Raw genomic sequence first — 23,208 nt, 5'->3', positions numbered from 1 at the left:
CTTACATCGTAAATTATTTGAATATAATAATTTACGCAGTCCCTAACTAAGAATATGATTGCAGTCAATTTATCTGATGAGGATAGGTGGAAGAAATATAATAATTCTTCACCTTTAATTGCATTGTTTAAGCGATTTCATCCGCTTAACGAGGAGATAGAAAAGCGCATCAATCAGCACACTTTTCCGGTAAGTTTTAAAAAGAATAAGTTCATAATTTCACCTGTGGACAGAAACAAATTTCTTTTTTTAATTGTAAAGGGGGTTGTCAGGGGGTATATCAAAGATGGTAAAACTGAAATTACCACATGGATTTGCAAAGAAGGAGAAATAATAGGGACCATTCGCAATTTATGGCTGGAGGGAGATTCTGATGAATACCTGCAAGCCCTTGAAGATGTGGAGTTGATATCGATCCCACATGTTTTATCGGAGTATTTATATGAGAATTTTCCGGAAGCTAACATTGTCGGGCGTAAAATGATGGAACTTTACTATCGTTCTGCAGAAGAACGAGCTTATTTATGCCGAATTTCTTCAGCGGAAAAACGATATAAAAGATTTTTGCAGTCTTTTCCGGATTTAATAAACAGGGTTTCCTTAAAATATATTGCGTCTTTTTTGGCCATCAGACTGGAAACGTTAAGCAGAATCAGAACCAAAATTTAACACAGCGCCTGTCCGGGTTTATATCGTGAACATTTATCGCTTATTTTTTGAGCGAAACAAGACAAATGTTACATAAATACCCAGCCTATCCCGAAATATTTAACGATGTTGTAGCCGATCTTCAAAGCAAGTTCGAAGATCACTGAAACCATAAAAGCTGCTGAAAAAAGAGGCATAAACAATTATTTAGCTAAACTTAAACAGGCTTTTGGTTTCCAAATAAATTTCTGTTAATATGCTCGTAAATATTGTAACACATCCAATTTTTTCTTTTAATCATTATTTTGATGATAAATGTCAATTACTTTTTAAAAAATTAACCTGTATCAATAGTTAAAATTAAAAATCGTTTTAAACATAATTAATAAAATTTGTACATTTACAAATACAAATGGAAAAAACTAAAAAGTCTATAATTAAAAGTCGAACATCTACCTTATCGCTATAGAATCAATCAACACACATTTATACCACAATTTCAAAACAAATGAAAACAAAAAATACTGTGAGTACTTTTTCTGTGCTTATCGCAGATGACCATGAGATTATTCGTCGAGGGCTAAAAAGCCTAATTTCTGATTACTGGGCCGGGGTTCAAATTTTAGATGCTTCTACGATGGAAAAGGCTTTGGTAGAGACAGAAAAATTCCCAAGTTTGATTATTATAGATGTAAATCTACCTGGAGGTAATAACTTAAAGGTAATTGACCAGTTAAAACTTGTACAGTCTAACGCGAAAATACTTGTATTTTCTTCTTTAAATGAAAACATTTATGCGGTACCTTATTTAAAGGCAGGCGCTTCGGGTTATTTAACAAAAAATGCTGAAGAATCCGAAATCATTACGGCAATAACAACAATTTTAGCCGGAAGCCGGTATTCCAGCAGAAATGTTAAAGAAAATATGTTTAATAGCATCCTGGGAAATGATGCCGATAATCCATTCACTAAATTATCAGGACGAGAACTGGAAGTTGCCGAACTATTAACTAAAGGTATTGGTGTGCTTGAAATTTCAAATCAGTTAAACTTACAAATGGGTACTGTGAGTACCTATAAATTAAGGTTGTTTCAAAAACTTAAAATTAAAAGCATTATCGAATTGGCCGAGAAAATGAGTATTTACGAAAAATAATATATTAATTTTTTTGTGAAAGCGCTTGCGGAAGCAAGCGCTTTTTTATTGCTTTTTCTGTTTATTGATAGTGCCTACACCTTCCTTACCCGATTCATTAGGCGTTGTTCCCGCCTCACCAAATTTTTCTGAAGCACCTTTTCCATTCTGGTCAAAACTTGCTTTTTCTTTTGATGTACCCGACGATTTCGGTTTTTGTTCAGACTTATCTTTATTGGTATTTTCCATATCTATATGCTCCTTTTGTTAATTAACAGTAGAATGGCATAAAAGTTTAAAATGCTTTTATAGCGTGTCTCCATAAAAAAAAATAATAATATCCCAGATTTTGAAGTTTGCTTAATCAGATGTAAATCCAATAACAGTTAGACCATGAGCCGAATAATTTGTATAATTGGAAATGATAGACGTATTGATTGCATCTGGTGGAGGAAGAAGTATTCATTATAATTTAGCTGATTTAATATGATTCACTTTAAGGCAGAAATAGAACGGTTCGATTCAATGGGAGAGAAGACCGGTTGGCATTACGTTTTCCTTCCTGCTGGTTTGGCAAACCAGATTAAAGCGGATTGCAGGAGAAGTTTCCGCATAAAAGGGAAAATTGATTCGGTAGAAATAGCCGGTTTGGCCACTATTCCAATGGGTGAGGGCGATTTTATCCTGGCATTAAAAGGAGACTTGCGTAAAAAACTTAGAAAAGAAGAAGGTGCATCCGTAGAACTTTATCTGGAAGAAGATAAAAACTTTAAAATTGAAATGCCGGAAGATTTAGAATTGTGTTTAGCTGATGAAGCGCATTTGATGGAGACTTTTTTAAAACAACCAAAATCGCATCAAAACTATTTTATCAGGTGGATAAATGAAGCTAAAACCGAAACAACTAGGAACAAAACGACTGGCATTAACAGTAACTGCAATGTACAAGAAGCAGGATTTCGGCGCCATGATTAGAGAAAACAAGACAAATAAATAATCTATCTTTTATAGCTTCTGAACCAACTGTTAACCTTCATCTGAATTACACCCAGAAAGGCCTCCCTGAATATTCTGGTGCTCATTTTTGAAGTCCCCTCCGTTCTATCTGTAAAAATAATAGGAACTTCCACTACATTAAAACCGTATTTTATTGCTGTAAATTTCATTTCAATTTGAAAGGCATAGCCAACAAATTTAATTTTATTTAAAGGAATGGTTTCCAGAACAATTCTTCGGTAACATTTAAAACCTGCAGTTGCATCCTGAATGTTAATTCTGGTAATCAAGCGTACATACATCGAAGCAAAATAAGACATTAAAACCCTTCCCATTGGCCAGTTTACAACATTAACACCTTTCACATACCTCGAACCAACTGCAACATCAGCCCCATTTACACAAGCTTCTCTCAGGCGAACTAAGTCGTTAGGATTGTGAGAAAAATCGGCATCCATTTCGAAAATGTATTCATACTTCTTTTCAATCGCCCATTTAAAACCAAAGATGTAAGCTGTGCCTAAACCTTGTTTGCCCGAACGTTCCTGAATAAATAAATGATCGGCGTATTCACTTTGCAATGATTTAACAATATCTGCAGTGCCATCAGGTGAACCATCATCGATAATTAAAACATGAAAAGGATGAGTTAGAGAAAATACCTTGCGGATAATTTTCTCAATATTTTCCTTTTCGTTATACGTAGGTATGATGACTAAACTATCTGGCACTTTAATTATCGTTTTAATTTATTTGTAAGTTTGATTGCTGCGCTAGGTTTTCCGTTTATCGTTTTCCATTTTCCGCTAGCTTCAAGCCGCGAAAGTAAATATTTAATGTGAAAAAAACCGCATCATTAATTTTGAAACGGGTTAAAATCTGTTAAAATGATTCTATCTAACTTCGGCCATCAGTTTTTTAATCATCGGCGATACTAGGATTAATGCCAGACCGGCAATCAGCGAATAAATTGCCAGCTGTTTATAGCCTTCCGTGTAAGATACGAGTTTGGTCATTAATGAAGCATTTTCTATACTCGACATTTCTGCACCTAATTTACCCGCGGCAAGTTGCCCGAATGCACTCGATAAAAACCAAAGCCCCATCATCATCCCGAACATTTTCTTCGGTGAAAGTTTGGTGATAATCGACATCCCTATCGGCCCTAAACAAAGTTCGCCAAGTGTTAAAAGTAGGTATGCAAGTGTAAATATATTTAATGAACTGATGCCTTGTTCATTTGCGAAAAATCTCGTGGCATAGAAAACGTAAAAGCTTAACGCCAGTAATAAAAAGCCAATTCCAAACTTAACAACTGTATTTGGCTCAATTTTCTTTTTGTATAACAGCAGCCATAAAATACCAACTATCGGACTAAAAACAATTACGAATAATGAGTTTACGCTATTATTAACCACGTTAGGATCAATTGAAAGAAACAGGAGGTTATGATTCAGATTATCTTTGGCAAATAAGGAAAGGGAGCCGCCGCTTTGTTCAGAAATTGCCATGAAAATAAAATAGCAGAAAATAAAAACGAAGGCGGCCAGCAGCTTGTACTGTGCCTTTCTCTCTTTTACCATAAAAATTTCATAAAGGAAATAAATTAGGGCAACCACACCAATTGTGTACATAAAATAATCGGTGAATGCAGTGTTTTTTACCATGATAAAAATCAGTGGAATACAAAATAATGAAGCTGCATAAACGATAATTTCATAAATCGTTCTCTTGTTTTTTTCTAAATGGAGTAAAGGAGAATTGCCGATAGGCCCCAAATATTTTTTAGTAAAGATAAAGGTGCTTAAGCCAAAAGCCATAACCAGGGCAGCTGATAAGAAACATAAATGCCAGGAATGGTATTTACCTAAATAAATACACATGGCCCCACCTAATAAGCCACCAACATTAATACCTGCATAAAATAAGCCATAACCGGCATCTCTGCGATTATCTTTTTCATGGTATAATTCGCCGACCATCGATGAGATGTTTGGTTTAAAAAAGCCGGTTCCGATAATTGATAGGGTAATGCCGATATAAAATAAGCCCTGCGGATTGAAGGCTAAAATTAAATTGCCAATAATCATTAACGAGCCGCCCCAAAAAAGAGATTTTCTAAAGCCTAAGATTTTATCGGCGAAAATTCCACCGATAAAAGTGAACGCATAAACAAAAGCCTGAATGGCACCATATTGAAGATTGGATTTCTGATCGGAAAGATGCAACTGATCCACCATGAAAAATGCCAATACGCCTCTCATGCCATAAAAGCAGAAGCGTTCCCACATTTCGACCAATGATAAATGCCAAAGCTGTTTTGGATATTTTCCTTCGAAATTTTGAATCTCGTTTAAGGTTTGTATTTCACTCATGAATAATAGTTAAAAGCTAAAAGCCCGAATTAAACCGGGCTTTTAAATTATTGTATTTTGAAAATATTAATGAACACCATTCATCCATTTTTTTAGCAATGGATTTAACGAAAGCATAATTAAGCCGGCCACTATCGGTATTCCGGTAAAAATTAAGAAGAATATTGAAATTGAATATTGAGAACTGATTTTATCAATTAAAGAACCGGTAGCGCCGGCTAAATAATTTCCAATTGCTGTACAGGTAAACCAAAATCCAAACATTAAACCAACCAGGTTTGCCGGTGCTAGTTTACTTACATATGATAAGCCCACAGGAGATACACATAATTCGCCGACAGTATGGAAAAAATAAGCAAAAATTAACCAGAACATGCTTACCTGCGCCGCAGTTGCTCCCTGAGGAATATTTGAACCACCATAAGCTAAGCCTGCGAAGCCAACACCAACAAGAATAAGCCCTATACCAAATTTAACCGGACCACCGGGATTAAATTTAGTTTCCCATATTTTAGAAAAAATTGGCGCCAAAGAAACGATAAAGAAAGAGTTTAATACACTAAACCATGATGCAGGAACTTCGGTAGTAACAGAACTAAATTCGCGTGTTACTTTCCAGATGGCTAATCCCCAGATAATTACAAAACTTAATAAGGTAAATAAAATGGTAGCCGGATATTTTTTAAAGATTTTGGTTGCCAGGCTGAATAATACAAATGAAACAGCAACTAGAGGAAAAATAGTTAATATTCCGTCAACCCATTTAAAAGTTGTAGCAGCACCACCCGTTAAATTTCTTAAAGTATAATCTTTAGCAAAAATAGTCATTGAACCACCTGCCTGTTCAAAAACCATCCAAAAGAAAATAGTGAAAATCGAGAAAATACCAATTACCCATAAACGTTGCTTTCTCACAATTGGAGAAACAATTTCAACAGTTGGATCTGCCTTTTCAACTTTATCCGCTTTTTGAACTGCAGAACCGATAACGCCAAATATTTTCTGACCGAAATAAAACTGCAGCATACCGAACAACATAAAGATTCCGGCTAAGCCGAATCCATAATGCCAGCCAACCTTTTCGCCGATATAGCCGCACATAAGCATGCCGATAAATGCGCCGGAATTAATTCCCATATAAAAAATAGCATATGCACTGTCCTTTTTATCGCTGATGGATGGATAAAGTTTGCCTACAATCGATGAAATATTTGGTTTGAAAAGGCCGTTACCTAAAATTAGCAGAAGAAGGCCTACATAGAAAAAATTTGTGCTCAGCCCCTCCAAAGCCATTGCGCCGTGCCCGAGGGTCATTACCAAAGCACCAATTATGACTGCTTTTCTATAGCCGGTCCATCTATCTGCAATCAGACCACCAATAATAGGTGTAAAATAAGCTAATCCGGTGTATAAGGCGTAAAGTTGTAATGCCTCCGGTCTTGGCCATCCCCATCCGTTTTTACTTAAATCGCTCACCAGGAATAACACCAGGATGGCCCGCATTCCGTAATAACTGAACCTTTCCCACATTTCGGTAAAAAAAAGAACGAATAAACCTACAGGATGGCTGAACAGTTTTTCAGGAAAAACGCCCTGACTTTCTAAATGAAGATTTAATTCTTGCTCTTGATTTATGGATAGTGTTTCAGTTGATGTTTGCATAGAACATTTGTTTGGTTTTAGTTTATGATTTCAAAATTTGTGTGTTGTTTTTGTGTTAATAACAAGGCGCAATATAGTGAGCGATGTGCATTCTAGCAAATTTTTAACTCATCTGTAAAATAATGAAGAAGTTACGACTTGATGATTTTAGAATTTTTTAACGGGTTTTACATTTTTTGCCGGATCGATGTATAAATCATCGTTTGAATTGGCCTCATTTTTTAAAACCACATTTTCCTGAAGTTTTAAACGTCCGCCTACAATTTTAAAAGCATCTGTATTTCCGTCTGAGCCGTAAAACTGAAATTTTCCAACCATTTCGGGATCGAAAGGTGCCAGGTGATCAAAAACAATTAAGCCTGCATGCTTATCAGTTTTTAAAAACATTGCATTTTGTTTCTGATACTCAAAAATTATCCGGTTTTTACCTTTCAGTTCTTTTCCGTCAAATACGGGCATCCCGAATGTCGCCATGTCTTTATCGAAAGATAAAATTTCAATAACCTTTTTAGTGGTCTCTACCGTATTGCCCTTCCAACCTAATAGAATATAATAAGGCAATCTTCCTGAAGTTGTAACCGGAATAATTTCATAATACCTTGCGCCGAACCATTTTTGATTATTGGTTATCGCATTTGGGTCTGAAAGGTTATCCGTTTGATCTATTAATGGGAGTAACTTTAATGCGCCTTTATTATTCATTTGAATGGCGCCATAATACCTGTATGTGCCGTTTTCCAATTGAAGGTACCAGGAAATAATTCTGAAAACCTGGTCAGGAGATTTAATTACGGAAATGGTTTTCAAAGAATCGAAAGCATAATTAAATGAATTCGGTTCTTTTAACGCATCAACCAGGGTTTTAACAAATTTTCCATTTTCAGCAAATTTCTTTTCATCACTTTGTTGTTCCTTATTAATGGTTTTAGCTATTTTAATTAAACTATCCTGAAAAATATCAAGCTTATTTGCCGCCTGCTGGGCCTGAACTTTAATGGTTGAAAACCCAATAAATATTAGAAAACAGAACCTGATATTTTTCATCGGATAGATTTTTATAACTTCTCAATAACTAATGCACTGGCGCCGCCACCACCATTGCAAATTCCTGCGACACCAATTTTACCGTTATTTTGCGCTAAAACAGATAAAAGTGTAACAACAATTCTTGCGCCCGATGCACCCAGCGGATGACCTAATGAAACTGCACCACCATTTACATTTACCTTATTTGCTTCCAGATTTAAAAGCTGATTATTTGCAATGGATACAACTGAAAAAGCTTCGTTAATTTCAAAAAAATCAACGCCGTTAACATCAATATTCGCCTTCTGCAAAGCTAAAGGAATTGCTTTTGATGGTGCGGTTGTAAACCATTCGGGTGCTTGTTGTGCATCAGCAAAACCTAAAATTTTAGCTATCGGTTTAATACCCAATGCTGCAGCGCGATCTGCGCTCATTAAAACCAAAGCTGCTGCGCCATCATTTAAGGTAGATGCATTTGCCGCCGTAACTGTTCCGTCTTTTTTAAATACCGGTTTTAATCCCGGGATTTTATCAAATTTAACGGCTGTTGGCTCATCATCAGTATTCACTAAAGTAATTTCACCTTTACGGTCTTTAACTTCTATTGGAATAATTTCTCCTGCAAATTTCCCTGCTGTTTGCGCAGCATGTGCTCTTTTATAAGATTCGATTGCGAAATTATCCTGGGCTTCGCGACTGATATTGCAATCTGTGGCACAAAGCTCAGCTGCCGATCCCATGTGGTAATCATTATAAACATCCCAAAGCCCGTCTTTTACCAAGCCGTCGGTTACTTGTCCATGACCTAACCTATAGCCATTTCTCGCTTTATCCAGGTAATATGGCACATTGCTCATACTCTCCATTCCGCCGGCAACCAGGATATCATTATCGCCATTTGCAATACTTTGTGCGGCTAACATAATCGCTTTTGTACCCGAGGCACATACTTTATTTATGGTTGTAGCCGGTAAATCGGGTAATCCCGCAAATTTTGCAGCTTGTGTTGCCGGTGCCTGGCCTAAATTTGCAGAAAGTACATTCCCCATGTACACTTCCTGAACCTGTTCTGGTTTTAAGCCTGCTTTTTCAACAGCGGCTTTGATGGCAAATCCGCCTAACTGCGTGGCGGAAAATTGCGCTAAGGAGCCGCCAAAACTTCCGATAGCCGTACGTACAGCAGAAACAATTACAACTTCTCTCATGTAAATTAAATTTTATGAATTTTGGTTAGGCTGCTAAGTTATGTATTTTTTAATATTGCATAAACGCTGTAAAACAGATTTTAGCATTGCGGTACCATTTAAAACAAAAAACACAAGTAATTTACCTGTGTCTTTATTTTAATCTTCTTTTATTTTATTCTTCCTGCGAGATTTTATGGCTTGATTAAGCAAGAATTCAATCTGCCCGTTTGTGCTTCTAAACTCGTCTGCGGCCCAGGTTTCAATTTCTTTTAAAAGTGCGGTGCTTATCCTTAATACAAAAGCTTTTTTATCTTTCTCTGTCATTCTTTACTGTATTGCCTGTATATTATATCTTGTTTTAAGATTTATAAGAAATAATTCCATCTCATCCAATTTATTTGAGCTGAAAAGAAGTTTCTTACCATCTTTAAATTCTATTTGTAGTCCTTTATCCTTATCATTCAGGATATACGCCTTATCGTTAAACTTAAACCAGAGCCTGTAACGAACGCCCCATCCACCATAATCTCCCAAAGCATCGTATTTATTGATGTAGACTTTCTTAATGTTTTCCCAACCAAACAATTTTGGCTTAACTTGAAATGGAAAATAGCGATAAGAAATACCTTGTAAATTAATAGTTGTGGTTAATGTATTTTTCTGAATGAAGTAGATTATAAGAAATGGAAGAATTATCGCCCAAACCGGGGCGAAGTATACATTCTTAAAATCCCTCAAATTCATTCCACCTTTATCGAATAAAACAATACTCAAAACCATTACAGCATCTACACCCAATATGATGTAAAGCCACCAGAGTTTTAGATTTTGTTGTTCTTCGAATTCCATTTGTTAATTATAAAGCGTACCGGTATTTACAACAGGTTGAACATGTCTGTCTCCGCATAGAACCACCAGCAGGTTACTTACCATTGCAGCTTTACGTTCTTCATCTAATTCTACGATTCCTTTTTGTGATAGTTTTTCTAATGCCATTTCAACCATTCCCACGGCACCTTCAACAATTAGTTTGCGGGCGGCGATAACTGCTGTTGCTTGCTGGCGTTGTAACATAGCACTGGCAATTTCCGGGGCATAAGCCAGGTGAGAAATTCTGGCTTCCAAAACCTCAATTCCAGCTCTTGAAAGTCTGTCGTTCAGTTCGTTTTCTAAAAGTTCGCTAACTTTTTCTGCACCATCTTTTAAGGTAATGCTGGTTTCCTCACCTTCAGCATGATCATACGGAAATATATTTGCCAGATGCCGAACTGCGGCTTCGCTCTGGATATTAACGTATTGCATGTAATTTTCAACAGAAAAAATGGCTTTCGCAGTTTCGTTAACTTTCCAAACCACAACCGCTGCAATTTCTATAGGATTGCCGAGTTTATCGTTAACCTTTAATTGCTGGCCATTTAAGTTATTTGCCCTTAATGAAACTTTTCTTTTATTCGTTAGCGGGTTTACCCAAAAAAAGCCATCTGTTTTAACCGTACCAACATATTTACCGAAAAGTGTCAGCACTTTTGATTCATTTGGATTATTGATAATTAATCCCGGTAAAACCAGAAAGAAATTAAAAGCCAGGATACATCCTCCCCAAATAAAGCTTTCTGTTACAAAACAAAAAACTGCGGCACCTAAAAGCGCCAAAAACAATGCAAATGTTAAATAGCCTGATGGCGGATTAATGATTTTTTCCTGATACATAATGATATTAATTTGATATCATAAAGTAAAATATAATAAATGGTAATTGCAAACAAAATCAGTAAAATGTATATTAGATAAAAATGCTATTTTTGACAGCACCATAAATGTATCGTTTTGGCCAAAATCAAGAAAAACTCTCATAAAATTCTCTATCGTAAATATTCGTCCAACATAAAATATGTGATGATGATTTTTACGGTTTTTATTATTACACTTTTTCTACCCAAACAACCTCGTTTCAGATATGAGTTTGAAAAAAATAAAGTTTGGATGAATAAAGATTTAATTTCTCCTTTTCCCTTTGCAATTTTAAAAACCAATCCACAGGTTAATACCGATAAAAAAGATGCGCTTCGGGATGTATTGCCGGTTTACCAAGTTGATAGAGAAGTTACAAATGATGCATTGGAGGGGTTTTTAAATGAATTTGACATTAAATGGCGTTCAGGTCAACTTGATGAAAAGGAAAAAGCCACATACAAAAATATATCCTATAAGCTGTTGCAGGCAATTTATCAAAAGGGAATTATAGGCTTAAATGTAAAACATCAAACAGCTGGTAAAAATTACGATTTCTCGTTATTGAACAATAATGTTTCCACTGAAAAAAATACGCAGGATATTTTTACTGCGGAAACTGCTTTAAAATATTTTAAAGCAAATTTTAAGGCACCAAATCAGGTGATGCAGGATTTGGTAGATAACCTGGCTGAAGACCATATTACACCAAACATAACTTTTAATGAACGGTTAACGGAGGTGATACGTGAAAACACGGTGAGTAACGTATCTACAACTAAAGGTATGGTACAGAAGGGCGAACTTATTGTGGCGAAAAACGATGTAATAGATGATGAAATTTACCAGAAATTAGAATCATATAAGGCAACTTATGATGCACAAACCAAAACCATTGGCAGCAGAACTTTAGTTTACCTGGGGCAGGTAGTTCTTGTTGGTTTTGTTTTAACGATATTGATGTCTTTCCTTTTTCTTTTCAGAAGGGATATTTTTTCGGATAACCGCCAGCTTTCGTTGATATTAATTGTGACGACCGGAATGCTGCTTGCGTTAACCTGGGCATTAAAGATGAATCTCGCAAGCCTTTATTATATACCATTTTGTGTCGTACCTATTATAATAAGAATTCTTTTTGACACTAGGCTTGCGTTATACCTCCATATGCTGGTGATTTTGATAGCTGGGTTTTTTGTTGCCAATAGTTTCGAATTTGTATTCTATCAGGTAACGGCCGGGATGGTTGCGATTTTCAGTATCAAGAATTTTGTAAAACGGGAACGCTTCCTGGTATCAGCACTCTTTATTCTGTCAGCCTATTTCGTTTCATTTGTTGGGATAGCGCTACTTAGAGAAGGTTCTTTCAGAGATATTGAGTGGGTAAATTTTGTTCCGTTTGTTTTTAGTGTTTTACTTTCGTTATTGGCTTATCCGTTAATTTATATTTTTGAAAGGGTTTTTGGAATTACGTCTGATGTTGCGCTAATCGAACTTACAAATACGAACAATAAACTTTTGAGAGAGCTTGCGTTCAAAGCTCCGGGTACCTTTCAGCATTCTCTTCAGGTTGCCAACCTGGCAGAAGCAGCCATCTTTAAAATTGGCGGCAACTCGGTTCTGGTAAGGGCAGGGGCGCTTTATCATGATATTGGTAAGGTTGATAATCCTCAATATTTTATAGAGAATCAAAATACAGCGGTTAGTCCGCACGATAAATTACCTTACGAGCAAAGCGCGCAAATTATTATACAGCATGTTCATAAAGGGATAGAAATTTTGAGGAAGAATCAAATGCCTGAAGCAATTATAGATTTCATCAGAACCCATCATGGAAATACACGCGTTGATTATTTTTACCAGTCGTTTCTTAAAAATTCGCCGGAAAAATTTGTTGATGAAAATATTTTCCGCTACCCGGGACCCATCCCTTTTAGCAAAGAAACCGGGGTATTAATGTTGGCCGATTCGGTAGAAGCAGCCTCAAGATCACTTAAAAATCCCGATGCTCAGAACATAAATGACCTGGTTGAGCGGATAATTAATTATAAGTTGGAACAAAATCAGCTGGATAATTGCGATTTGACATTAAAAGATATCGAAACTATTAAACTGATTTTCAAGACGATGCTGATGAGTATCTATCATGTTCGGATAGATTATCAACAAGTTTTATAATTTTTTTTTGTGGAATAGGTTGTTTTACTATATTTGCAGACCTCAAAACAAGGTCGGTAGGACAAAATTTTGAGCGAACGGAGAGGTGCCTGAGAGGCCGAAAGGAACAGTTTGCTAAACTGTCGTACTGGTAACGGTACCGCGGGTTCGAATCCCGCCCTCTCCGCAAAATAAATTAGCAAATTTAACTGGAAATATCATTTTAAATCCGTTACTTTGCCACCCCTCGCAAAAGGGAAACAGATACCAGTTCGGGGTGTAGCGTAGCCCGGTATCGCGCCTGCTTTGGGAGCAGGAGGTCGTAGGTTCGAATCCTGCCACCCCGACAAAATTTGCAGCCATAATTGCAGATTAATTTAAATAAAGATCGATACCTTTTTCGGGGTGTAGCGTAGCCCGGTATCGCGCCTGCTTTGGGAGCAGGAGGTCGTAGGTTCGAATCCTGCCACCCCGACTCAAGCCTGTTTCTCTAAAGAGACAGGCTTTTTATTTTAATGTGGAATTATCTCTCTAACTAAATTCTAAACTCGTTTGAATTCAGAACCAGGAAAAGAATAATTTTAATTAAATAATAGTTTATTTCTACAATATTACCGTCAAATACATAGAGATATACCAAATAAATACCGCTTAAATAGGTTTATAGTGAATTTATTAAATAATAGTACAAATAGCTTTTGTTAGTTTTAATGTTAGTTTTAAAATGCTCAGAGAATTGCTAAATTTGTATTTTTAAAAGAAGTTTAAAGACTTTTATTATCTACATTTAAAGATAATAATCTTTTTAGTTAAAGGTCAGTTTACCGGGGTATAACTTTGTTATGAGATCGGAGTAGATAAAATAAATATTCAAAAATTATTAAACTTATTAGATTGCAAATAGGTTAACGATTATATCATATTTTTAAATATTAATATAATTGTTAAAACTTTTTCTTCACTTTTTTAAAAGAAACAAGTTTAATTGTATATTTATGCGTTTTATATTATCACAAGTTTTAAATAAAATATTATAAATAACCCCCTAATTATTAATGAAAACTCTACTGAAAATCACTTTAACAGCCTTAATGTTTTTAAGTGTGAACGCTTACTCCCAAGAAACCATCATTCCGGAAATAAAATATGCTGATTTGGAAAAGTATATCGAATTAGCGAAGCAAAACTATCCAAAATCTAAAGCTTTCGCTTTAAGAACAAGTAAGTCAAAAACAGATGTAACAATTGCATCAATATCTTATTTAGATTTGTTCAGCGCTAATTATTTTATTCGTCCGGATAATAAAACAGTTCTTGATCCGGTAAATCCTTACAATGTAAATGGTGTTCAGTTTTCTATTGGTTTAAATCTTGGAAATTTCATTACTAAACCATTCACGGTTAAAAAAGCAAAAGATGATTATAAAATTGCCCAGTTAGAAGCTAAAGATTATGATAATCAGTTAGTGCTTTTAGTTAAAAGCAGGTATTATGATTACATTCAGGCAATAAATCTTTTAAAAATAAATACACAAATGGCAAGCGATAACAAAGGTGTCGCAGAAACATTAAGAAATAGATTTGAAAAAAGCGAAATTACCTTAGACACTTATAATCAATCGAGAATATTGCAGTTCCAGGCTTATCAGGCTAAAATTCAAGCGGAAAGTGTTTATCTTAAAGCGAAAGATTTACTCGAAGAAGTTGTAGGTTCAAAGTTGAGCGACGTAAAGTAAGAGAAGTCGTATATGGATGTAAAATCACTTATTAAATTATTAGGCAGATATAAATGGGCGCTGATTATAGTTCCCATTATTGCGGTTACCATTACGTACTTCCTGGTTCAAAATCTACCAAGACAATATAAGTCTGAAGTCCAGATTTCTACAGGGCTTCTTGATCCAACTAAAAAGGCACTAATCAATGAAAATGTAGACTTTTTTGGCATTAGTCAGCAGATTAATGGTATAATGGAAAAGTTTAAGATGAAAAAAGTTTTAAATAATCTGTCATATAATTTAATTCTACATGATCTTGAAAATCCCAAAATTTCATTTAGGAAATATAGTGAGTCGCTCGACTCATTGAATGCCGCAGATAGGAATGTTGTTATTGACCTTTATAGAAAAAAACTTCAGTCTAATGCTATTTTAACTCTGGCCGATAATAACGGAAAGTACAAACTTTACAGTTTAGTTTCTTCCATGGGCTATGGAGAAGATTTATTAAAAAAAGGTATTGAGATCAGCCATGCCGATAACAGTGATTATATAAACATTGCTTACGAATCAGAGAACCCTGATCTTTCTGCCTATTTGGTGAATACACTTGCTACGAATTTCATTCAGAATTACAGCAGGGAGGTTAGTACGAATCGTAATAGCTCAAACGTGTTGTTAGATTCTTTGCTAAAACAGAAAGAGATTGTTATGAATGACAAGAACGCAGCTTTATCTTCATTTAAGAGAAATAAAGGTGTGTTAAACCTCGATGAACAATCTGCAGCTGTATATGGGCAAATTACAACTTACGAGGCCCAACGCAGCGAAACGATTAGACAAATTCAATCCAGTCAAGGCGCAATAGCTGAGATTAATCGTAAACTTAGAGGAGCAGATCCAAATATTAACGGTAGTAGCCGTGCCGATAATCGTGAGATTGTAAGGTTGAAAAGCGAACTTCAAAGTGCAAACAGTGCATTGCTCGACAACGGCTTTAAGGCTTCCGATCAGAAAAAAGTGGATTCGATTACCAAAATTCTTCAAGTCAAAAGCAATCAGAACATTGATGAAAATGTTTATGATCCTAAAACTTCGAAGCAAGCATTATTTACACAGAAAACCAATCTTGAAATTGCCATACAGCAGGCAAAAAGCAGTATGCAGTCTATTGATGCGCAACTGGCTTCTTTAAGGGCAAAATACAGCGGGATGGTTCCGTTTGATGCCGACATACAAAACTACCAACGGGAAGCTGATCTCGCTACCAAAGAATATATGACAGCTTTGGATCAATATAATCAGAGTAGAGGTGGCCAAATTAATGGCTTAAACATGCAGATTGAGCAAATAGGTTTACCAGGAAATCCTGAGCCATCTAAGCGTATTATCTATTTAGCCGGTTCGGGTTTTGGCAGTTTTGCGCTTTGTCTAGGTTTCGTTATTGTCATGTTTCTACTTGACGATAAAATTCTTACCGGGCAGCAACTTGCAATTGCTACAAAATCTAAAACGATAGGAATTTTAAATAAAATTGAAAATAACGAAAGACGTATACGTGAAATTTGGAGTGACACCACAGGTAATGTGAATTTTGAATTATATCGGGATATGTTAAGATCTCTTAGGTTCGAAATTAACAATGCCATGGATGCCGATGACAGCAAAATACTCGGAATCACTAGTTTAGGTAACGATGTTGGAAAAACGTTTACTGCTTACAGTCTTGCTTATGCATTTGCGATGACCGGTAAAAAAGTATTGTTAATTGCAGATGAATTACCGGTTGTGAAATCCGATATTAAAGGCCTCATTAAAAGTTTGAACTTTCAAACTTTTTTGATTAAGAAAGAAATTCATACTGAAGATTTGATCACTGTAATGAATAAGAGCGCTGCGAGAGAATCCTTATTGGAAGTTCAAAGTATCAAAAGTTTAAAAGCAGGGTTTGATATCCTTAAAGATGAATTTGATGTCATCTTAGTTGATGTAAACAATTTAAGGGATATGAACCTTGCGAAAGAATGGCTTCTTTTCACTGAAAAAAACATCGCTGTTTTCGAGTATGGCGCAACGATAAGCGAAACAGATAAAGAATATGTTGACTATATAAAAAAGACGCCAGGTTTTTTAGGATGGGTCTTAAACAAAATACAACTCCAGAACTAATTTACAGCATCCTTCATTTAATTATTATTTTCCAATATAATCCAGCATAAGTATGGTTGCGAAGGTCATCTTATATATTGCCTTAATATATTGTTTTATTTATTGGTTAATTGCCAGGGAATTGTCTCTAAATTTTCCTGTTGGAATTTTAATTGAAGTTTTTTTTTTATTGGCTTTTATTGTTGCTGTCTTTACCATACCAAAAGAAAACTGGAGAAATTTAAACAACGATTTGTTTTATCTTTTTCTGTTTTGGTTTGTATTAAGTATTTTAGAAGTAGCGAATCCTGCAGGCGCAAACATATTGGGTTGGCTTAAGGAAATAAGATCAGCAGCGGAATATCCGCTGCTGATTGTAATGCTTTATTTTTTAATCTTTACCACTTATAAAGATTTAAATAACTTTTTATTAATTATTGTTATAATTTCTACTGTAGCCGCTCTAGATGGTATTAAGCAACTTCATTTAGGCTTATCTCGCGGCGATCAAGCATTCTTAAATAGTGGCGGATCAATTACTCATATTTTATTTGGTAGACTCAGGGTATTTTCTTTTTATACAGAAGCAGCACAATTCGGTGCATCACAGGCACAAATGTGTTTAGTCGCATTAATTCTGGCCCTCGGACCAATTAAGAAAAAGTTGAAAATTTTATTATTTATTTGTTCTGCGTTAATGTTTTATGGGATGCTGATATCCGGAACAAGAGGCGCATTATTTGCCTTAGTACCAGGGGCATTTTTAGCGATAATCTTAAGTAAAAAGTTTAAGGTTTTGATACTTGGAGGGGCTGTGGCCGTTTTGTTTTTATGTGTACTTAAATTTACATATATTGGTAATGGAAACTATCAGATTTATCGTTTAAGGTCAGCATTAAATCCTGAAGATCCATCCTTGAAAGTTAGAATGGTGTCACAACAAAAACTAAAGGATTACATGAGCGGGCTTCCGTTTGGAGGCGGTTTGGGCGTAATTGGTGCCAATGGAATGGAATATAACCAGGATAAATTTTTGTCTAAAATACAACCGGATAGCTACTGGGTAAAAATTTGGGCCATGTATGGTATTGTAGGTTTTACAATATGGATTAGCATGAATATGTACATACTGGGTAAGTGTTGTGGAATTGTATGGCGAATCAGGGATGAGGGACTCAAAATAAAAGGAATAGCACTCACCTCTGGGTTTGCCGGGATATTATTTTGTAGTTACGGAAACGAGGTTATAAATACCATGCCTTCTGCAATTATTGTATGTGCTTCGCTGGCATTTGTATACATCATGCCAAAATTAGATAAGGAATTGTCAGACAATAAAATTTTAACTGAATAAAATATGCCCTGGGAAATTTTTTCTTTACCTGCTTTGATTTTTTTTGCCTTCGGTTTCTTTAAGGAAATTTACCGTCCGAAGGATAATGAAGACGAGTATTAGTTTTAAAACAAATGTCGGTTATCTCAAAAATAAAATCCAATCCCAAATTAAAAAAGCTGGCGCTGTCTATGCTCATTCCAACCAATGAACATAGGCCCCGTTTATGGGTTCGTTTATTTTTAAATCCTTTTAAGCATAAAAAGGGTGCTGGATCTATCATACGCAGTCGTACAAGATTAGATGTTTTTCCATTCAATCAGTTTGTTTTAGGAAAAAAATCTGTTATTGAAGATTTTGCAACAGTTAACAATGGTGTGGGTGATGTGATTATTGGTGACGGTACCATTATTGGTATTGGAAATGTGGTTATCGGGCCGGTTAATATCGGTAATAACGTTATGTTGGCACAAAACATCGTTATTTCCGGTTTAAATCATAATTATAAGGATGTTACTGTACCTCCGGCGCATCAAAATGTAAATTGTAAGGAAATAACAATTTCCGACGATGTTTGGATAGGTTCGAATAGCGTGATAACAGCAGGCGTTACGCTCGGTAAGCATTGTATTATCGGTGCAGGGAGTGTTGTTACCAAATCAGTTCCTGAGTATTCGGTTGCCGTCGGAAATCCTGCAAAAGTTATCAAGAAATATAACCAGTCATCGGGATTATGGGAAAAGTTTATACCTTAAGAAACTAAAGATTAATGACAGAAGCAATCGAATATTTTTCAGATATCACATTGATGATTACACATTACAATCGCAGTAAATCTTTAGAGCGTTTGTTATCCGAATTAAAAAAAGCAAATTGCAGATTTTATGATATTGTCGTATCAGATGATAGCAGTATGCCCGAACATTTAGAATACATTGAAAAACTGCACAATGATTATGATTTCCGGTTAATTACAGTTCCTGTAAATAAAGGACTTGGCAATAATCTGAATAAAGGTCAGGATGCAGTTGAAACACCCTTTACATTATATATTCAGGAAGATTTTATTCCCCTGGAAAACTTTGCAAAACATCTGAAAGATGGTTATGCGTTATTAAAAGAAAGAGAAGACTTTGATATGGTCAGGTTTTATGCCTATAATAAATACCCATATTTAAAATATTATAAAGACGGGTTTTCTGAAATGCTTTTTAAATGGTGGTACCCCGGATTAGATAAATTTGCCTATTACAGCGACCATCCTCATCTTAAACGAAGTAATTTCGCCCAAAAATTTGGCCGCTATTTAGAAGGTACATCCGGCGATAAAACTGAATTTACCATGATGATGTCCTTTATTAAAAGAGGAGGGAAGGCATTTTTCTATGATGAACATAAATCTGTTTTAGAACAAGTTAACTCAAGTTCAGAACCCAGTACCATGACACGTAATGTATGGCGGAACAGCGATAATTTTTTTGTAAGCCAAATCAGAACTATTTACAGGTATATTAATTGTTACTCAGGATTGTACCTGCGAAAAGTTTAACTAAATTGGATATGGGTGAAACTTTAAGCGGAAGAGATATTATTGTAGTCGGGCAACAACCATGGGATACTGAAATAGGCAGTAATTGTAAGAATATCGCTTTAGAATTTAGCAAAACAAACCGAGTATTGTACATTAATTCGCCACTCGACCGAATTACGCTGTATAGAAATAAGCATGAAGTCAAAATTGAGAAAAGGCTTGATATTATTAAAGGCAAAGCAAATGGGCTAATTAAAATTCAAGATAATTTATGGAATTTTTACCCCGATTGTATGGTAGAATCTATTAATTGGATTCCAAGTACATCAATATTCAATTTGCTGAATTTATTTAATAATAAAAAACTTGCCAAATCTATATTAAAAGCTATAAGAACACTTGAATTCAAAAATTTCATTCTTTTCAATGATAATGAAATGTTTAAAGGATATTATTTGAGTGATTTGCTAAAGCCTAAACTGAGTATTTATTATTCCAGGGATTATATGATCGCAGTAGATTACTGGAAAAAACATGGTGAGGTACTGGAGCCCAGGCTAATTGCAAAGAATACCCTTTGTGTTGCAAATTCTACCTTTTTGGCAGATTACTGTGGTAAATATAACCCCAATTCATTTTACGTTGGCCAGGGATGTGATTTAGATCTTTTTTTTCCAAATAAAAACAAGGCCTTACCGAATGATTTATTAAGTATAAAAAAACCACTTATCGGTTATGTTGGCGCGCTTCAAAGCATCCGTTTAGATATAGAGCTCATCGAACATATAGCGAAAAACCGACCAGATTGGAGTATTGTTTTAGTTGGCCCTGAAGATGAAGTTTTTAAAAACAGCAATTTGCATCAATACCCAAACATTATATTTACAGGTATGAAATCGATAGATTCCTTGCCAGATTATATTAACGCCTTTGACGTTTGTATAAATCCTCAGTTAGTCAATTTGGTCACAATCGGCAATTATCCGCGAAAAATTGATGAGTATCTCGCTATTGGAAAACCTGTTGTAGCTACTGCGACTAAAGCAATGGAGACCTTTTCAAACTTTGTTTATCTGGCAGAAAAGAAAGAAGACTACATTGTTTTAATTGAACGTGCTTTGGCTGAAGATGCTGCAGATTTGCAATCCAAAAGGCGGATTTTTGCATTAGAACATACCTGGGAAAATAGTGTCAGTGCTATTTATAGTGCTATTAATTCCGTCGAAAAAGGATAATATATGGTTAATTTTGTTTCAATTTTATTTCTTGTTATCCAGATACTTATCGGATTTAACCTGTTTTTTCCTTTATTTTTATATCTCCTGCATTTTTTTAAGGTAAGGGCAACAGAAATTCCCTCAACTGACCAGGAAAATGATTATGCCATCATTGTAACTGCATACGAACAAACGATTTTATTGCCTGCTGTAGTTAATTCTATTTTAAATTTAAATTATGGCAACTACCTGGTATATGTAGTTGCAGATAAATGTGATATCAGCAATTTGAAATTCAATGATGATCGTATTGTATTATTAAGGCCCGAAGAAACTTTGGCAAGCAATACAAAGTCGCATTTTTATGCCATCAAAAATTTTAAAAGAAATCATAATTGTTTAACCATTATTGATAGTGATAATCTTGTAGACCCAGAATATCTGAATGAACTGAATAAATTCTTCAGGCAAAATTATCTGGGAATACAAGGTGTTAGAAGGGCTAAAAATTTAAATACGGCGTATGCATGTTTGGATGAAGCAGGAGATATATATTATCGGTTCATCGACCGGAAATTACTATTTGATGCAGGTTCATCTGCGTCTCTGGCAGGTTCGGGCATGGCATTTACAACAGCATTTTACCGCGAATGCCTTGAGCACCTCGATATAGAAGGCGCAGGCTTTGATAAGGTTCTGCAAATGGAAATTCTTAATCGAGGTGAACGGATTGCTTTTGCGGAAAAAGCTGTCGTTTATGATGAAAAAACGTCTAAATCAGATCAGCTCGTTAAGCAAAGGGCACGATGGATTAATACCTGGTTTAAATATGCAGGTAAGGGCTTAAAACTGACAGTTACAGGCCTCTTTAAATTAAATTGGAATCAATTTCTATGTGGATTGATTTTTTCAAGACCGCCGCTATTTATAATTGGCGGACTAACATTTATAAGCATTTTAGCGGATTTAATTTTTATGCCGCAAATGTTAATTTTCTGGTTGATAAGTCTGATAAGTTTTTTTGCTGTTTTTCTTATTGCCTTAAATCACTTCAAAGCGCCAAAAATTATTTATAGTTCGTTATTAAAAGTACCAATGTTTATTTTTCTGCAGGTTGTATCGCTATTTAAAGCCAGGAAAGCCAACAAAATTTCGACGGCTACCATACATTATTATGATAGCAATATTGAAGACATAAATAAAAATAAGTAGACATGGGCGTTCAACAGAAAAAAATTTTACATGCCATAAGGCAAGGAAAGGTTGGTGGAGGCGAAACTCATGTTCTAAACCTTGTTGAGGAATTGGATAAGCAAAAATATGAATCTGTAATTCTATCTTTTACAGAAGGGCCAATGGTTGAAAAATTAAAAGCAGAAGGTTATAAAACCTATGTCGTTAATACAGAAACACCTTTCGATTTCAGGGTCTGGAAAAAAGTAAAGAAGATAATTGAAGCAGAAAAAATTGATTTAATCCATGCCCATGGAACCCGGGCAAATTCCAATACGTTTTACAGTGCCAAATCCCTTAAGATACCGTTAATTTATACGGTTCATGGCTGGTCTTTTCATCCGGATCAGGGCAAAATGGTTAAAACAATAAGAACACTAAGCGAACGGTTTTTAGTTCATGTAGCTGATAAAACCATCTGTGTTTCAGAAAGTAATTTAAGGGAGGGCAAAAGTAAATTCCCGATGCCCGATTCAATCGTTGTTCTTAATGGAATTAACCGGGTAAAGTTTAACCCGGATAAGGTTTATAAAGACATCAGGTCAGAATTAGGTATCAAGGATACGGATGTAGTGGTTGGCTATATTGCCAGGATTACGCATCAGAAATCGCCAATCGCTTTTATACACGCAATTGCTAATTTAGAGGCGTCCGAAAATGTAAAGTTTCTTATCGTCGGAGATGGAGATTTAAAACCTCAAATGTTAAAATTATCCGATGAGCTTCATTTGAAAAATATAATATTTATCGATTTCAGAGAAGATATTCCCGATATATTAAATGCGATAAATATATTTTGTTTGCCATCTTTATGGGAGGGATTGCCGATAGCCTTATTGGAGGCAATGTCGATGCGTAAGGCAATTATCGCGTCCGAAATCGATGGGATAAACGATTTAATTTCAAATGATGACAATGGAATTCTTGTTCCTCCGAGAGATATCCGACGCTTGTCAGAAGCGTTAAATCAATTGATACGTAACGAACCATTAAGAACAAATTTAGGCTCGAAAGCTGAAAAAACAGTAAAAGACCAATTTAATGTAGAAGTAATGACTAAAAAAATTGAATTGATTTACGAGGATGTATTTCTTAATTATAAAAGATAAAATTT

The 23,208-nt window shown here is 35.3% G+C and carries 21 protein-coding genes and 3 tRNA genes; 15 read left to right on the top strand and 9 right to left on the bottom strand.

Features of this window, described 5'->3' with window-relative positions; all coding sequences use genetic code 11:
* The first annotated feature begins 54 nt into the window (after positions 1 to 54).
* Together O0931_RS06885 and O0931_RS06880 are read left to right on the top strand one after the other, a co-directional pair.
* Positions 55 to 669: a Crp/Fnr family transcriptional regulator gene (locus O0931_RS06885; RefSeq protein WP_269414823.1), complete on the top strand. Its 615-nt coding sequence runs from the start codon at positions 55 to 57 to the stop codon at positions 667 to 669.
* 487 nt (positions 670 to 1,156) lie between these two features.
* A complete protein-coding gene (locus O0931_RS06880) occupies positions 1,157 to 1,804 on the top strand; it encodes a response regulator (protein WP_269414822.1) in 648 nt (215 codons plus the stop codon).
* 45 nt (positions 1,805 to 1,849) lie between these two features.
* Here the strand turns inward: O0931_RS06880 and O0931_RS06875 are convergent, their stop codons facing one another.
* Positions 1,850 to 2,032: a hypothetical protein gene (locus O0931_RS06875; protein ID WP_269414821.1), complete on the bottom strand. Its 183-nt coding sequence runs from the start codon at positions 2,030 to 2,032 to the stop codon at positions 1,850 to 1,852.
* Between the two features lie 237 nt (positions 2,033 to 2,269).
* Between O0931_RS06875 and O0931_RS06870 the strand changes: the two genes are divergently transcribed.
* Positions 2,270 to 2,758 (top strand): YdeI/OmpD-associated family protein, encoded by a 489-nt coding sequence (locus tag O0931_RS06870; RefSeq protein WP_331283618.1) that lies wholly within the window; start codon positions 2,270 to 2,272, stop codon positions 2,756 to 2,758.
* A gap of 23 nt (positions 2,759 to 2,781) precedes the next feature.
* Here O0931_RS06870 and O0931_RS06865 read toward each other — a convergent pair whose 3' ends face one another.
* The 8 genes from O0931_RS06865 to O0931_RS06830 all read right to left on the bottom strand — a co-directional run bounded on the left by O0931_RS06865 (position 2,782) and on the right by O0931_RS06830 (position 10,739).
* Positions 2,782 to 3,510, bottom strand: coding sequence for a polyprenol monophosphomannose synthase (locus O0931_RS06865; RefSeq protein WP_269414820.1), 729 nt, complete (start codon positions 3,508 to 3,510; stop codon positions 2,782 to 2,784).
* Positions 3,511 to 3,672: 162 nt separating this feature from the next.
* Positions 3,673 to 5,154: a peptide MFS transporter gene (locus O0931_RS06860; protein WP_269414819.1), complete on the bottom strand. Its 1,482-nt coding sequence runs from the start codon at positions 5,152 to 5,154 to the stop codon at positions 3,673 to 3,675.
* A gap of 66 nt (positions 5,155 to 5,220) precedes the next feature.
* The gene (locus O0931_RS06855; protein ID WP_269414818.1) at positions 5,221 to 6,816 is read right to left on the bottom strand and encodes a peptide MFS transporter; all 1,596 of its coding nucleotides are present in this window, start codon (positions 6,814 to 6,816) and stop codon (positions 5,221 to 5,223) included.
* A 147-nt stretch (positions 6,817 to 6,963) separates the two neighbouring features.
* Positions 6,964 to 7,860: a hypothetical protein gene (locus tag O0931_RS06850; RefSeq protein ID WP_269414817.1), complete on the bottom strand. Its 897-nt coding sequence runs from the start codon at positions 7,858 to 7,860 to the stop codon at positions 6,964 to 6,966.
* An 11-nt stretch (positions 7,861 to 7,871) separates the two neighbouring features.
* Positions 7,872 to 9,047, bottom strand: coding sequence for an acetyl-CoA C-acyltransferase (locus O0931_RS06845; RefSeq protein ID WP_269414816.1), 1,176 nt, complete (start codon positions 9,045 to 9,047; stop codon positions 7,872 to 7,874).
* 138 nt (positions 9,048 to 9,185) lie between these two features.
* The gene (locus tag O0931_RS06840; protein ID WP_269414815.1) at positions 9,186 to 9,353 is read right to left on the bottom strand and encodes a type II toxin-antitoxin system antitoxin; all 168 of its coding nucleotides are present in this window, start codon (positions 9,351 to 9,353) and stop codon (positions 9,186 to 9,188) included.
* Between the two features lie 3 nt (positions 9,354 to 9,356).
* Positions 9,357 to 9,878, bottom strand: a complete 522-nt coding sequence (locus O0931_RS06835; RefSeq protein ID WP_269414814.1) for a hypothetical protein — start codon at positions 9,876 to 9,878, stop codon at positions 9,357 to 9,359.
* A 3-nt stretch (positions 9,879 to 9,881) separates the two neighbouring features.
* Positions 9,882 to 10,739: an SPFH domain-containing protein gene (locus tag O0931_RS06830; protein WP_269414813.1), complete on the bottom strand. Its 858-nt coding sequence runs from the start codon at positions 10,737 to 10,739 to the stop codon at positions 9,882 to 9,884.
* 189 nt (positions 10,740 to 10,928) lie between these two features.
* Here O0931_RS06830 and O0931_RS06825 point away from each other — a divergent pair, with 189 nt between their 5' ends.
* From O0931_RS06825 to O0931_RS06770, 12 genes are all read left to right on the top strand, one after another.
* Complete coding sequence (locus O0931_RS06825; RefSeq protein WP_269415432.1) at positions 10,929 to 12,935, top strand: HD family phosphohydrolase; 2,007 nt, start codon at positions 10,929 to 10,931, stop codon at positions 12,933 to 12,935.
* A gap of 79 nt (positions 12,936 to 13,014) precedes the next feature.
* Positions 13,015 to 13,101 (top strand) — tRNA-Ser (locus O0931_RS06820).
* Positions 13,102 to 13,187: 86 nt separating this feature from the next.
* Positions 13,188 to 13,261, top strand: a tRNA-Pro gene (locus tag O0931_RS06815).
* Positions 13,262 to 13,315: 54 nt separating this feature from the next.
* Positions 13,316 to 13,389, top strand: a tRNA-Pro gene (locus tag O0931_RS06810).
* A 580-nt stretch (positions 13,390 to 13,969) separates the two neighbouring features.
* Positions 13,970 to 14,650, top strand: coding sequence for a TolC family protein (locus tag O0931_RS06805; RefSeq protein ID WP_269414812.1), 681 nt, complete (start codon positions 13,970 to 13,972; stop codon positions 14,648 to 14,650).
* Positions 14,651 to 14,899: 249 nt separating this feature from the next.
* Positions 14,900 to 16,801, top strand: a complete 1,902-nt coding sequence (locus O0931_RS06800) for an exopolysaccharide transport family protein (RefSeq protein WP_269414811.1) — start codon at positions 14,900 to 14,902, stop codon at positions 16,799 to 16,801.
* A gap of 121 nt (positions 16,802 to 16,922) precedes the next feature.
* Positions 16,923 to 18,134, top strand: coding sequence for an O-antigen ligase family protein (locus O0931_RS06795; RefSeq protein ID WP_269414810.1), 1,212 nt, complete (start codon positions 16,923 to 16,925; stop codon positions 18,132 to 18,134).
* A 113-nt stretch (positions 18,135 to 18,247) separates the two neighbouring features.
* On the top strand, positions 18,248 to 18,868 hold the full coding sequence (locus O0931_RS06790; protein ID WP_269414809.1) for an acyltransferase: 621 nt from the start codon (positions 18,248 to 18,250) through the stop codon (positions 18,866 to 18,868).
* Between the two features lie 14 nt (positions 18,869 to 18,882).
* Complete coding sequence (locus O0931_RS06785; RefSeq protein ID WP_269414808.1) at positions 18,883 to 19,662, top strand: glycosyltransferase family 2 protein; 780 nt, start codon at positions 18,883 to 18,885, stop codon at positions 19,660 to 19,662.
* Positions 19,663 to 19,673: 11 nt separating this feature from the next.
* Entirely contained in the window at positions 19,674 to 20,879 is a 1,206-nt protein-coding gene (locus O0931_RS06780) for a glycosyltransferase (RefSeq protein WP_269414807.1), read from the top strand.
* A gap of 3 nt (positions 20,880 to 20,882) precedes the next feature.
* The gene (locus O0931_RS06775) at positions 20,883 to 22,073 is read left to right on the top strand and encodes a glycosyltransferase (protein ID WP_269414806.1); all 1,191 of its coding nucleotides are present in this window, start codon (positions 20,883 to 20,885) and stop codon (positions 22,071 to 22,073) included.
* Between the two features lie 2 nt (positions 22,074 to 22,075).
* Positions 22,076 to 23,203 carry a glycosyltransferase family 4 protein gene (locus tag O0931_RS06770; protein WP_269414805.1) on the top strand — a complete coding sequence of 376 codons (1,128 nt, stop codon included), beginning with the start codon at positions 22,076 to 22,078 and terminating at the stop codon, positions 23,201 to 23,203.
* The last annotated feature ends 5 nt before the right edge of the window (positions 23,204 to 23,208 follow it).

Origin of the sequence: Pedobacter rhodius (assembly GCF_027213645.1) — a bacterium.
In the GTDB taxonomy this organism is placed as follows: domain Bacteria; phylum Bacteroidota; class Bacteroidia; order Sphingobacteriales; family Sphingobacteriaceae; genus Pedobacter; species Pedobacter rhodius.
Note: the sequence above shows the minus strand (reverse complement) of the source record. Positions and strands in the feature narration are given on the sequence as shown.